Source organism: Rothia sp. HMSC068E02 (assembly GCF_001813565.1).
In the GTDB taxonomy this organism is placed as follows: domain Bacteria; phylum Actinomycetota; class Actinomycetes; order Actinomycetales; family Micrococcaceae; genus Rothia.
On sequence record NZ_KV812882.1, the window covers coordinates 825337 to 838299 of the forward strand.

General features: G+C 60.3%; 10 protein-coding genes. All 10 read left to right on the forward strand.

Annotated features, from left to right (window positions below; translation table 11 throughout):
- Positions 1-105: 105 nt before the first annotated feature.
- The 10 genes from HMPREF2919_RS04925 to mshC all read left to right on the forward strand — a co-directional run bounded on the left by HMPREF2919_RS04925 (position 106) and on the right by mshC (position 12851).
- On the forward strand, positions 106-885 hold the full coding sequence (locus HMPREF2919_RS04925) for a 16S rRNA (uracil(1498)-N(3))-methyltransferase (protein ID WP_070666560.1): 780 nt from the start codon (positions 106-108) through the stop codon (positions 883-885).
- Positions 886-969: 84 nt separating this feature from the next.
- On the forward strand, positions 970-2097 hold the full coding sequence (locus HMPREF2919_RS04930; protein WP_012903516.1) for a PhoH family protein: 1128 nt from the start codon (positions 970-972) through the stop codon (positions 2095-2097).
- A gap of 3 nt (positions 2098-2100) precedes the next feature.
- Positions 2101-2622, forward strand: a complete 522-nt coding sequence (gene ybeY, locus HMPREF2919_RS04935) for an rRNA maturation RNase YbeY (protein ID WP_005505992.1) — start codon at positions 2101-2103, stop codon at positions 2620-2622.
- Positions 2623-2631: 9 nt separating this feature from the next.
- A complete protein-coding gene (locus HMPREF2919_RS04940) occupies positions 2632-4107 on the forward strand; it encodes a hemolysin family protein (RefSeq protein ID WP_070666563.1) in 1476 nt (491 codons plus the stop codon).
- A 135-nt stretch (positions 4108-4242) separates the two neighbouring features.
- Positions 4243-5400, forward strand: a complete 1158-nt coding sequence (locus HMPREF2919_RS04945; protein ID WP_171840184.1) for a GTPase Era — start codon at positions 4243-4245, stop codon at positions 5398-5400.
- A gap of 239 nt (positions 5401-5639) precedes the next feature.
- Positions 5640-7079, forward strand: coding sequence for an LCP family protein (locus tag HMPREF2919_RS04950; protein WP_049356922.1), 1440 nt, complete (start codon positions 5640-5642; stop codon positions 7077-7079).
- Positions 7080-7483: 404 nt separating this feature from the next.
- Complete coding sequence (leuA, locus tag HMPREF2919_RS04955) at positions 7484-9232, forward strand: 2-isopropylmalate synthase (RefSeq protein WP_070635203.1); 1749 nt, start codon at positions 7484-7486, stop codon at positions 9230-9232.
- Positions 9233-9404: 172 nt separating this feature from the next.
- Positions 9405-10307 (forward strand): hypothetical protein, encoded by a 903-nt coding sequence (locus tag HMPREF2919_RS04960; RefSeq protein WP_070666566.1) that lies wholly within the window; start codon positions 9405-9407, stop codon positions 10305-10307.
- Positions 10308-10527: 220 nt separating this feature from the next.
- Positions 10528-11376: an undecaprenyl-diphosphate phosphatase gene (locus HMPREF2919_RS04965; RefSeq protein ID WP_070666569.1), complete on the forward strand. Its 849-nt coding sequence runs from the start codon at positions 10528-10530 to the stop codon at positions 11374-11376.
- A 158-nt stretch (positions 11377-11534) separates the two neighbouring features.
- Positions 11535-12851: a cysteine--1-D-myo-inosityl 2-amino-2-deoxy-alpha-D-glucopyranoside ligase gene (mshC, locus tag HMPREF2919_RS04970; protein WP_070666575.1), complete on the forward strand. Its 1317-nt coding sequence runs from the start codon at positions 11535-11537 to the stop codon at positions 12849-12851.
- Positions 12852-12963: the final 112 nt, after the last annotated feature.

Below are 12963 nucleotides of genomic sequence, written 5' to 3' on the forward strand. Positions count from 1 at the left end.
CCCCCCGCCGCATTCCTGTCAGCATTGCGCTGTACGCGCCCGCGCTAAGCTATACACCTATTTCACACTCCACCCACGCTTTCAGCCCGCACCTCAAGGAGAACCATGAGCGCCCCCATCTTCTACATCAGCACGGAAGAATACGACGCACTCACCCCCGGCGCCACCTGTGCGCTCGGCGGCTCCGAAGGCAAGCACGCCCTCGTCAAGCGCCTTGAGCTCGGCGAACGCATCGACCTGGGCGACGGCACCGGCCGCCGCGCACTCGGTACGGTCGCCTCCATCAATGCGGACGGCGTGAGCGTGCAGGTGCAGGAGCTGCGCGAGGAACGTAGCGTGCCCTCCATCTACCTGGTGCAGGCGCTCGCGAAGGACGGCCGCGACCTGCTCGCCATCGAAACCGCGACCGAGCTGGGCGTGTACGGTGTGCTTCCGTGGAGCGCGGACCGCTCCATCGTGCGCTGGAAGGGGGAGCGCGCCTCCAAGGCACACACCAAGTGGCAGAACACCGTCACCGCCGCGGCGAAGCAGTCGCGCCGCGCGCTCATTCCCGAAGTGTACGACCTGTACAGCACCGCCGACCTGGTGGAACTCATTGAAGAAGTTGCCGGTGAAGGCTCCGAGCAGTCCGCCGCCGTGTTCATCCTGCATGAGCAGGCGACCGAACGCCTCAGCGCCCTGGCACGCAAGCTGGTAGAGGCAGAGAACCTGCCCGAAGAGATCTACCTGCTCGTCGGCCCCGAAGGCGGCATCAGCGACCGCGAAGTGCAGCTCTTCACCGACGCCGGCGCGCAGCTGGCACTACTCGGCGACGAGGTGCTGCGTTCCTCCACCGCCGGTTCTGCCGCCATGTGCACCCTGAACGTGGTGCTGGGCCGCTGGTAGAGCGCCCGCTACTGGATTCCCTCCGGTGCGTGGTGCATCACGCGCATCTATACTTGTAAATACATCACTAGCCAAGGAGCCCATATGACTACCTCCCGACCTCTCTCGACCGCGCGCACCGTATCCTTCAAGAGCGCCGCAGAAATGATCGCCGTGCTCGGCCCGCAGGACGCGCACCTGGCGATTATCGAGGACTACTTCGAGCAGATTAGCCTGCGTCCCAAGGACCTGGACGTGCTCATCACCGGCCCCTCCGAGGCCGTGAACACCGCCGCAAAGCTGCTGAACGAGCTGCGCGTGCTCTCCAGCCACGACACGCAGATTACCGTGCAGGTCATTCACCGCCTCATGGGCATGCTCGGTGACGAGCTGAGCAACCCGGCGCACTCGCTGTCCGCCAGCATCCTCTCCACCCGCGGCACCACGATTCGCCCCAAGACTATTAACCAGAAGAAGTACGTGGACGCTATCGACGCGAACACCGTCATCTTCGGTATCGGCCCGGCGGGTACCGGTAAGACCTACCTCGCCATGGCGAAGGCTGTGCAGGCGCTGCAGAGCCACGAAGTGAACCGCATTATCCTCACCCGCCCCGCCGTGGAGGCTGGCGAGCGTCTGGGCTTCCTGCCCGGCACCCTCAACGAGAAGATCGACCCGTACCTGCGCCCGCTCTACGACGCACTGCACGACATGCTCGAACCCGAAACCATCCCCAAGCTCATGGAGGCGGGCACCATCGAGGTCGCACCGCTGGCGTACATGCGCGGCCGCACCCTCAATGACGCGTTCATCATCCTTGACGAGGCGCAGAACACCACCGCCGAGCAGATGAAGATGTTCCTGACCCGCCTGGGCTTCGGCTCGAAGATGGTCATTACCGGTGACATCACCCAGATTGACCTGCCTGGTGGCGCGGCCTCCGGTCTGAAGCAGGTGCGCAACATTCTGCAGGGCGTGGAGGATATTCACTTCAGCATCCTGGAATCCTCTGACGTGGTTCGCCACACCCTGGTGTCGAACATTGTGTCCGCCTACGACCAGTGGGGCGAAGACCAGAAGGCGATGGAACGCAAGCGCAACCGCAAGGTCAAGCGCGCTACCATCGAGGCCGCAGCCGAGAAGCTGCTGGACCGCGCCGGCATCAACGGCGGCTCCGAAAAGAACGCCGAGCAGAACCCCGACAACGCACAGACCACCCCGGAAGGACGCTAAACGGTGGCAGAGATCGAATTCGACTGTGAAGAACCCGCAACCGGTGCCGACCCGGCAACCGACGCCTTCATCCGCGAATCTTTCGAAGCGGTAGACACCGAGGTGCTCACCCGCCTCGTCGAGCACGCCTTCAAGCGCATGCACCTTGCCGATGACACCTACCTGTCCATCGCTATCGTGAACGAAGACGAAATGGAACGCGTGCACATCGAGTGGATGGACCTGCCCGGTGCAACCGACGTGATGAGCTTCCCCATGGACGAGCTGGAACCGGGAACCCCCGAAAACCCCTCCAGCGGCATGCTCGGCGACATCATCCTCTGCCCACCCGTCGCCGCACGTCAGGGCGCAGACGCGGGCCACAGCACCCTCGATGAGCTGTGCCTGCTCACCACCCACGGCATTCTGCACTGCCTCGGCTACGACCACGGCACCGCCGAAGAGGAAGCTGAAATGTTCGGCATTCAGCGCTCCATCCTCGAAGAGTTCCTGGGCCGCCCGGCACCGGTCGAAACCCGACACTAGGGGAGCGGCGTGGACATTCTACTCACAGCCCTCCTCGCCGTTCTCGCGCTCTGCCTGACCGTGGTCGCGGCAATCGCCGAAACCGCATTCACCTACCTGCCGCACAACGAGGCCGAGGAGGCAGTGGAGGCACACCCGGACACCCTCGGCGCCCGCGTCCTGCAACGCACCCTCGACGGTGACTCCGAGGCGTACACGCACCCGCTGCGCCTGACCCGCCTCATTGCGGCAGCCGCCGCAGTGCTCGCCACCATGACCTGCCTGCTGAACCTGGTCGAGGTGCACGCGCTCGCCGTCGTGCTGACCCTCGTGATTGTTGCGCTGGTGGGCTACCCGATTCTGCATGTGCTGGCGCGTGCTCTGGGCCGTAACCGCCCGGTCGCGTCTATTCGTATGCTGGCTCGCCCGGTGCACTACCTGTCGGTTCTGTTGAGCCCGGCGACCGGTCTGCTCGATAAGCTCAGCGTGCGCCTGGCGCCGGAACGTTCGGCTGAGGCCCCGGTGGGCGTGTTCGATGAGGAGGAGCTGCGCGAGTTCCTGGACCGCGCCTCCGACGCTGAAACCATTGAGGACGACGAGGCGCAGATGGTGCAGTCCGTCTTTGAGATGGACGATACCCGCATCCGTTCGCTCATGGTTCCGCGTACCGACATGCTCACCGCCAGCCGTGACACCCCTCTGCGTGAGGCGCTGAGCCTGTTCCTGCGTTCGGGTTATTCGCGCATGCCGGTGATTGGTGATTCGAGCGATGAGATTCTGGGCGTGCTCTACCTGAAGGACGCGATGCGCGCCTTCATCCTGCATTCGGAGTCTCCGGAGGGTACCGCCCTGCCGACCGTGGTTGAGCTGATGCGCCCGGCTCGTTTTGAGCCCGAGTCGAAGCGCGCCATGGACCTGCTGCGTGAGATGCAGCGCGAGTCCACGCACGTGGCGATCATTGTTGATGAGTACGGCGGCACCGCCGGTCTGATTACCCTTGAGGACCTGATTGAGGAGCTGGTCGGTGACATTTCTGATGAGTACGACCGTGAGCGCCCCGAGTACACGCTGAATGACGACGGCACGTTCCGTCTCTCTGCCCGTCTGGGTATTGATGAGCTGGGCGAAATTTTCGGTCGTGAACTCGACGATGAAGATGTTGATACGGTGGGCGGTCTGCTCGCTAAGCATCTGGGTATGGTGCCGATTGTCGGTTCTGAGATTGAGATTGACGGCATTCATATTCGTGCGATTGGTTCGTCGGGCCGCCGCCACCAGGTCGATATGTTGCAGGCGTGGTATGAGCCGCCTCGTGATGAGCAGCAGAACGCTGAAGGTTCCACGGCGTCTAATTCCCCGGCCTCTAATTCCCCGAAGTCTGAGGTTGCTGACATCCTCACCGTGGATACCGACCCGCCCGCTGTAGCTGAGCCGCATGCGCATCCGGATCTTCCGGGAGATATTGCAGAGGCTGAACCGGCAATCGATCAGCACGGCAACCGCTAGATATCGAATATAGACACCGCATTTTCCCTAACACACTTTGAGTCGGCCGCCCCGCCCCGGAAGGCGCAGGCAGATGAGGCTGGCATCCCATACCCCGCACGGGGTTTGACCCCGGGATTTAACAAGGAGAAACACATGGACCAGGAGTACACCCCGCTCGATTTGAGCACTCTGGACTTGAGCACCCCGCTACCGACCTACCCGGAGAATTTCCGTTCGGGCTTCGCGTCGCTGGTGGGCCGCCCGAATGCGGGTAAGTCTACTCTGACGAACGCTATGGTCGGTCAGAAGGTGGCTATCACCTCGAACCGTCCGCAGACGACCCGCCACACGATCCGCGGTATTGTGCACAAGGACGAGTACCAGCTGATTCTGGTGGACACCCCGGGTATTCACCGCCCCCGCACTCTGCTGGGTGAGCGTCTGAACGACCTGGTGGCGAGCACTCTTTCGCAGGTGGATGTGCTGGGCTTCTGCATTCCGGCGAATGAGAAGATCGGTCCGGGTGACCGTTACATTGCGTCGCAGCTGGTGGCGTCGAGCAATAAGCCGGTGGTTGCTATTGTGACCAAGGCCGATACCGTGAACTCCGACGAGCTGCGTGAGCAGCTGCTGGCTGTTGAGGCGCTCGGCGAGGAAGTCATGAGCGCTGAGCGTGCGGCTCGTGCTAAGCGCGCCGCGCATCGTGCGAAGCAGAAAGGTAAGGGCCCCAAGGGTAAGGGCGGCAAGAATGATGCTGTGCCTTTCGCGAAGGGTTCGGGCCCTGCGGCTAAGCGCCGTGCCGGTGAGGTCGCTGAGCCGATGCCGGTTGACGGTAAGGGCGGCTGGGCTGCGATTATCCCGGTGTCTGCTGTGAAGCATTTCCAGGTGGATGCGGTTGCTGACCTGCTGGCGCAGTACACTCCGCTGTCGCCGCCGCTGTACCCGGATGGTGAGCTGACCGATGAGCCGGAGGCAACCCTCATCGCGGAGCTGGTGCGTGAGGCGGCCCTGGAGGGTGCGCGTGAGGAGCTGCCCCACTCGATTGCTGTGACGGTTGAGGAGATGGAGTTCCGTGAGGGCCGCCCGGAGGATAACCCGCTGCTGGATGTGCACGTGAACCTGTATGTGGAGCGCGAGTCGCAGAAGTACATCATTATCGGTAAGGGCGGCTCGAACCTGCGCAAGATTGGTACGAAGGCTCGTGAGCAGATTGAGGCGCTGCTCGGTACCCGCGTTTATTTGAATATTCATGTGAAGGTTGCGAAGGAATGGCAGTCTGACGCGCGTGCGTTGAACCGTTTGGGATTCTAGTAGCTTTCCTGAGCGCATCGCCCAGAGAATTTGCGCTGAGAGGTCACCCCTGCGAGGTCACCCCGAAAGGTGGCCCTGAGAGGTTGTCTTCGGGGCGGTCGCGCATCCATAGTTTTCACCCGGTGGCTTGCAGAAATATGTGCATGCCTCCGGGTGAAACTTTTCACTCTCATTCGGCGCTCATAGGGAAGAGTGTTACTCTGAGAAAGCACTTGCTCACCGGCAGAAAGAGAAAAGGTATGCCCCAGGCACCTCGTTTACGAAGCACCGGTCGTCATATGCGCACGACGGTGATGACTTCAAACCGCAATAAGTGGATTGCTCTGCTTACTGCTTGCATGCTCGTCATTGTTGTTGGCTTTGGTGGCGTGTTGGCTCTGCGTATGCGCAATAATCTGCATACTCAGGAGCTGAACATCAGCAATTACAAGAACGGCCTGGAGAACGGCGCCTTGGACATTCTCGTGATTGGCTCCGACACCCGTAAGGGCAATAACGGCGCGTACGGCGATGAGGATGACCGCAATTCTGAGGCTCGCGCGGACGTGATGATGCTGCTGCAGATCAGCAAGGACCGTAAGAACGTGAGCGTGCTGTCGTTCCCGCGTGACCTGATGGTTGATGTGCCGCAGTGTACTGATCCTGAGAGCGGCACCGTGTACCCGGCTGAGGAGAACGTTCAGATTAACGAGTCTCTGTCTCGCGGTGGCCCCGGTTGTACTGTGGCAACCATTAGCAAGCTGACCGGTGTGAATATTGACCACTTCATGTTGGTGGACTTTAACGCTGTGAAGGAGCTGTCGAAGGTTGTTGGCGGCGTTCAGGTGTGTGTGGACGCTCCGATTGATGACGAGTACAGTGGCCTGAAGCTTCCTGCGGGTACTTCTACTGTTGAGGGTGAGCAGGCTCTTGCGTTCTTGCGTAGCCGCCACGGCTTCTCGGATGGTTCCGATATTGGTCGTATTCAGGCTCAGCAGGGCTTCTTGTCTTCGCTGCTGCGTAAGGTGAAGAGCGAGGGTACTCTGTCGAATCCGGGCCGTCTGATTAATATTGCTGAGGCGATTACTCAGAACGTGACGGTGGATAAGAACCTGGGTAATATCAGCACTCTGGTGGGTGTTGGTGCGGCTCTTGGTGGCGTGGACCTGTCGAATGTTGTGTTTGCGACGGTGCCGACTGAGCCGTGGAGCCAGGATGAGAACCGCCTGCAGGTTTCTGCGGATGCTGCGAACGTGTTCCAGCGTCTGCGTGACGATAAGTCGCTGAAGGAGGAGAAGGCTCCGGAGGCGCCGGCTACTTCTGCCGCTCCGGTTCAGCTGGATCGTACGGTTCCGGTGAACGTGTACAACGCGACCGGTCTGGATGGTCGCTCGGCTACGATCGCTTCGGTGATTGAGGGCCTAGGCTACACGAATGTTACTCCCGGTACTTCGGCTAACCCGACGAACTTCACCACGGTGTTCTACTCGACCGGTTACGAGGCGGAGGCGAAGGAAATCGCCGCGAAGCTGAACGTGACCCGCGTGGTGGCTACTGAAGAGGTTCTGGGCGTGTCGGTGACGATTGGTACTGACTTCCCGTCCGGTGAGGCGATGGAGAAGCAGGAGGCTGCGATTGCGGGTAACGCGACCGGTCAGACTGCTGATCAGCACAAGTGCCAGACTGCTTTCGCCTACTAGGTTGTAGCTAGTAGAACATAGCGCAGATACGTGAATATTGAGTGAAGGGGCGTAGCGCCAGAAATGGTGGCTGCGCCCCTTTGTCGTTGATTCTTTCCAGATGATGGACGGCTTCCCGGGTGCCCTGCCGCCGCCTCCGACCCCTGTGATAGCGTGGAGGCATGACTATTGACGGTGAGAGCATGCGCGGGGTTACTCGCCAGGCAGTGAACCTGCTGCTTATTCGCCGGAACGGGGCACACTAGAATCTGCCGCGACCGTTCCGGCTTTTTGACGCGGCATCTCACCTTTGCATCCTTTCTGATGCACCGCCTTGACCACGGCTGCCGGGGACCGATACCCGGCACGGTACGAGCCCCACAATTGGGGTAGAGCGAGACGGACCAACCAACAGGAAATTCATCATGAAAAACCACCAGAAGCCCAGCCCCATGCCGGTACACAAGTACCGCCCTTTCCACGAGCAGATTGTTGTTGACCTGCCGGACCGCACCTGGCCGGATAAGGTCATTGAGAAGGCTCCGCGCTGGTGCGCAGTGGATCTGCGTGACGGCAACCAGGCGCTGATTGACCCCATGGACACCGACCGTAAGCTTGCCATGTTCAAGTTGCTGGTGAAGATGGGTTACAAGGAAATTGAGGTTGGTTTCCCTTCGGCGTCGCAGACTGACTTTGATTTTGTGCGTACTCTCGTTGAGGACGGTCATATTCCTTCGGATGTGACCATTCAGGTTCTGGTGCAGGCGCGTGAGCACCTGATTGCCCGCACTTTTGAGGCGATTGAGGGCGCACCGCAGGCGATTGTGCACTTCTACAACTCGACCTCCGTTCTGCAGCGTCGCGTGGTGTTCAACCAGGATCAGGAGGGCGTGCTGGATATCGCCCTGCAGGGTGCGCGCCTGTGCCGCAAGTACGAAGAGCAGATGATCTCTGACACTAAGGTCATCTACGAGTACTCGCCCGAGTCTTTCACCGGCACTGAGCTGGAGTACGCGGCTCGCGTGGTGAACGCTGTGGCTGAGGAGCTGGAGGTCGGTCAGAACGGCCGCGAGCTGATTGTGAACCTGCCCGCTACCGTTGAGATGGCTACCCCGAACGTGTACGCCGACTCTGTCGAGTGGATGCACCGCAACCTGAACCACCGCGAGCACATTGTGCTGTCGCTGCACCCGCATAATGACCGCGGTACCGGCGTGGCTGCTGCTGAGCTGGGTTACCTGGCGGGCGCTGACCGTATTGAGGGTTGCCTTTTCGGTAATGGCGAGCGCACCGGTAACGTTGACCTGGTGACTTTGGGTCTGAACATGTACACCCAGGGTATTGATCCGCAGATTGATTTCTCTGATATTGACGGTATCCGTAAGACTGTTGAGTACTGCAACCAGTTGAAGGTGCACGAGCGTTCGCCGTATGGTGGCGATCTGGTGTTCACTGCGTTCTCTGGTTCTCACCAGGACGCTATTAAGAAGGGCTTTGAGGCTCTGGAGCGTACCGCTGCTGAGGCGGGTAAGACCGTGGACGAGGTGTACTGGGAGGTTCCGTACCTGCCGATTGATCCTCGCGATCTGGGTCGTACCTATGAGGCGATTATTCGTGTGAACTCGCAGTCCGGTAAGGGCGGTATGGCGTACCTGCTGAAGCAGGATCACGGCCTGGATCTGCCGCGTCGTGCTCAGGTTGAGTTCTCGAAGATTGTTCAGGCTCGTACTGACGCTGAGGGCGGCGAGATGACCAGCCAGAAGCTGTGGAACATCTTCGCGGATGAGTACCTGCCGGCTCCGGATCCGCAGAACCGTTGGGGTAAGTACCGTATTGAGTCGATTAATATTGATTCGGCTGATACCGGTGCGACTACTCTGCGTGTTGGTCTGAACATTGATGGTCACACGTACACTCGTACTGCTTCGGGTACCGGTCCGGTGGATGCTCTGCAGAACATCCTTTCGGGCGAGGGCGTGGATATTCGCGTGATGGATTATTCGGAGCACACCATGTCGTCTTCGTCGACTGCTAACGCTGCCTGCTACGTTGAGGCTGCTGTTGGTTCTCGCGTGCTGTGGGGTATTGGCGTGGACAGCTCGACGACTCGTGCGGCTTTGAAGGCGATGATTTCGGCTGTGAACCGTGCGCTGCGTGATGAGCGTCAGGCGTAGGCGATAGCCGTACATGCTTTGTGCAAGGTTTTCGGGTGACCGTTAGCCGCGCATGAAGCGGGGGCGGGACGCATACTGGGAGTATGTATCCCGCCCCTTAGGCGTTTAATGTGCGCAGGTGGTGTGCGCATTGGCGGGCTGTGGGGCGAATAATCTGCGGAGAGGAACTCTCATGAAAAGCTACGCGATGGTGTTTAGCCCCGTTGATGCGGCGGGCACCGATTCTTCTGCTCGTGCCTGGAATTATGAGCTGCGCGGTGGTGATGATACTGCTCTGCCTGCCGGTTACCCCGAGGTGTGGGAAGCTGGCTGGGTGGGCTCGACTGGTCCCGGTATTGAGCAGGATCAGTGGCCGCGCAGTACGTTTACTGGTTTGCCGATGCAGCATATTTTTACGGTGAGGTTGCCGGGGGAGTACCTGCCGGATGCGCAGAAGTATCCGGGCGTTGTGGCGTTCTCTTTCTTTGCCGGTGATGGCCAGTTCGCTGAGGATGAGGCGACTGAGGGTGTTGCTAATGCTGCTAGTGATGACCCGTTTGAGGTGCAGTATGCGCAGGCGCGGGTGCATCCGTATCAGTTGTTGTTGCGCGATATTTTGGATGCTGAGTTTGCGGTGCTGTACCTGAGTGAGGAGGAGTTCTCGTCCCGTACGGAGCCGCCGCAGGATGTGCGCCGGCCCGGTGAGCATCGCGGTGAGGAGGAGAGCTTCAGCGCCTGGGCTTTGGCGGATCGTCAGCAGCCGCTGGCTCGTAAGCCTGCTCTTGTGGGGTGGGTTCCGACGGATGATCCGAATGCCGGTAAGGTTCCCAGTGATGTGTTTGAGAATGTTGACCCGCAGACTGGTTATCTGAGTCCTTTCGATTGGGATGCTGAGGATTCGGCGTGGTTTGAGTGGGCGAAGCCGCTAATTGCGGTGGGTACTCACCTGGGTGGCACTCATTTTTATGCGCAGGCTCTGCCGGATAATCTGACGGCTCGTTATATTGAGTTCGATGAGTTTGATGTGCTGAATTTTGGGTGCGGTAGCGCTGTTTTTGATTTTGAGACTGGTGTTTTTGACTGGTCGTGCGGCTAGTACGCTTGCCCGTTGACGCACCTTCGACTCGCCGGAGAGCGCGCATTTGAGGTGTTTGCGCGGTCTCCTTGAACCGTGGATAAGCCCCGGTTGCACCGTGGTGTACCGCCGGAACCGGCACCCTGAGCGTTTCACAGTGTGGACGGGGCGGTTTGCGGAAGTTCCACATCACCTTCGGCGAACCGCCCCGGGCGGGTGCGCCTCCTGTATCCTTGAATGCGTGGAATGGATTCAAGCAATTATTTTGGGCTTCGTTCAGGGCCTTACCGAATTTCTGCCGATTTCATCATCGGCGCATCTGAACATTGTTGGTCAGATCCTGCCGGAGAGGGCTGACCCGGGCGCCGCGTTTACCGCAATCACCCAGCTGGGTACTGAGACTGCGGTTCTGATTTTCTTCTGGCGCGATATTGTGCGCATTGTGAAGGCGTGGTTTGGCGCTCTTACCGGTCGTGTACCGCGCAATGACCCGGATGCCCGCATGGGTTGGCTGATTATTATTGGCTCCCTGCCCATCGGCGTTCTGGGCCTGCTGCTGGAAGACTACATTGACACGCAGTTCCGTAGCCTGTGGATTGTGGCGACCATGCTGATTGTGTTTGCTGTGTTCCTGGGCCTTGCGGACCGTTTTGGTCGTGAGCAGCGTGAGCTGAAGGACCTGACTTTCCGTCACGGCCTGCTGTACGGTTGCGCACAGGCGCTGGCACTGATCCCGGGTGTTTCCCGTTCGGGCGGTACGATTACTGCGGGTCTGTTCATGGGGTACACCCGTGAGGCTGCGGCACGTTACTCGTTCCTGCTGGCCATGCCTGCCGTGTTCATGTCTGGCCTGTACAAGACCTTCAAGGTGGTCACCGGCGAGGAGGCGACCGGCTACTACGGTATTCCCTCGACTATCGTGGCTACTCTGGTTGCGTTTGTGGTGGGTTACCTGATGATTGGCTGGTTCTTGAAGTACGTGTCTTCGAAGTCCTACGGCATTTTCATCTGGTACCGCATTGCGCTCGGTATCCTGATTTTCGTTGGTCTGGGCACTGGCGTTCTGAACGCTACTTCTTCGGCGTTCTAAGGCTTTAGCCCTCAGCGTGATATGACATACCCGTCCGTGAGTTTCTCACGGGCGGGTATTCTTATTGGAGTAGATTTTTTGGCACCCGCATGCCTTGAGGTTGGGCGGCGGGTGTGGCGCGTCCACCGGTTGTGGGCGTTTTTACGGAAAGGAAACCCATGCGAGCTTGGGATGCCCCCGCCTCTGTAACTCTGCCCGGTCAGGCTGCTCTGCCCCGTATTTTTGATACTGCGGCTGGTGAGATTGTTCAGGTTCAGGAGGATAAGGCGGCGAGCCTGTACGTTTGCGGTATCACCCCGTACGACGCGACGCATATGGGTCACGCCTCCACCTATGTTGCTTTTGACCTGCTGCACCGCGCCTGGCTGGATGCGGGCGTGCCGGTCACCTATGTGCAGAACGTGACCGATGTGGACGACCCGCTGCTGGAGCGTGCGACCGCCACGAACGTTGATTGGCGTGAGCTGGCTGAGGATCAGACGGAGCTGTTCCGCACCGACATGAAGGCGCTGAACGTGATTCCGCCGGCGCACTATGTGGGTGTGGTGGAGTCCATTGAGTGGCTGTTCCCGCTGATTGAGGATTTGCTGCGCCGCGGCCTGGCGTACCGCGTGCCCGGTTTCACCGACGAGCAGGGTGTGGTGCATCCTGACGGTGACGTGTACCTGGATCTGAAGGCTGTGCGTGAGCTGCCCGCGAACGCTGAGGGCTACTCGTGGGCGCCGGGCGAGGTCTGCCACTTGACCCGTGATGAGATGCTGGAGATTTTCGCTGAGCGCGGCGGCGACCCGAACCGTGCCGGTAAGCGTGACGCACTGGATCCGCTGCTGTGGCGTGTGAAGCGTGAGGGCGAGCCGAGCTGGGACGCCGGCGAGCTGGGCGCGGGCCGCCCCGGCTGGCACATCGAGTGCACGATGATTGCCCGCCAGTTCGTGGATGGTTCGCTGACCGTTCAGGCTGGTGGTAACGACCTGACCTTCCCGCACCACGACCTGGGTGCTGGCCATTCGTGGGCTGTGTCTGCACGCCCGCACGCGAAGCATTACGCGCACACCGGCATGGTCGGTTTGGACGGCCACAAGATGAGCAAGTCCCGCGGCAACCTGGTGCTGGTTTCGCGTCTGCGCGCAGCCGGTGAGGATGCGAACGCAGTGCGCCTGGCGATTATGGGTCAGCATTACCGTTCGGATTGGTTCTGGACTGACGAGCTCCTGGAGCACGCGAAGGCTCGCCTGGACACTTACCGTCATGCGGTGTCGATGGCTGAGGGCCGTGAGGGTTCCGAAGGCGTTACCGATGAGGCGGCTGTTGAGCTGCTGGGCGATGTGCGTGAGGCGCTCGGCGAGGACCTGAACGCACCGGCGGCACTGGCGGCTGTGGATGCGTGGGCTGTGAAGGCTCTGGCGGACACCACCGTCGGCGGTGGCGCGCTGGTGCGTGACATCCTGGCGGCACGCCTGGGCGTGGTCCTCTAAGGAACAACACCCCACAAAACGTTGAAGCGCAGGAGCGGCGCTACGGTGTGAAAGCCGTGGCTGCCGCCCTGCGCTTTTTTGTGCCTCCATGTAATGCGCCAGCTTTCTACCG

Coding starts and splice junctions, on each gene's coding strand:
- HMPREF2919_RS04925 (WP_070666560.1), top strand. CDS start 106: ATGAGCGCCCCCATCTTCTACATCAGCACGGAAGAATACGACGCACTC.
- HMPREF2919_RS04930 (WP_012903516.1), top strand. CDS start 970: ATGACTACCTCCCGACCTCTCTCGACCGCGCGCACCGTATCCTTCAAG.
- HMPREF2919_RS04945 (WP_171840184.1), top strand. CDS start 4,243: ATGGACCAGGAGTACACCCCGCTCGATTTGAGCACTCTGGACTTGAGC.
- HMPREF2919_RS04950 (WP_049356922.1), top strand. CDS start 5,640: ATGCCCCAGGCACCTCGTTTACGAAGCACCGGTCGTCATATGCGCACG.
- leuA (WP_070635203.1), top strand. CDS start 7,484: ATGAAAAACCACCAGAAGCCCAGCCCCATGCCGGTACACAAGTACCGC.
- HMPREF2919_RS04960 (WP_070666566.1), top strand. CDS start 9,405: ATGAAAAGCTACGCGATGGTGTTTAGCCCCGTTGATGCGGCGGGCACC.
- mshC (WP_070666575.1), top strand. CDS start 11,535: ATGCGAGCTTGGGATGCCCCCGCCTCTGTAACTCTGCCCGGTCAGGCT.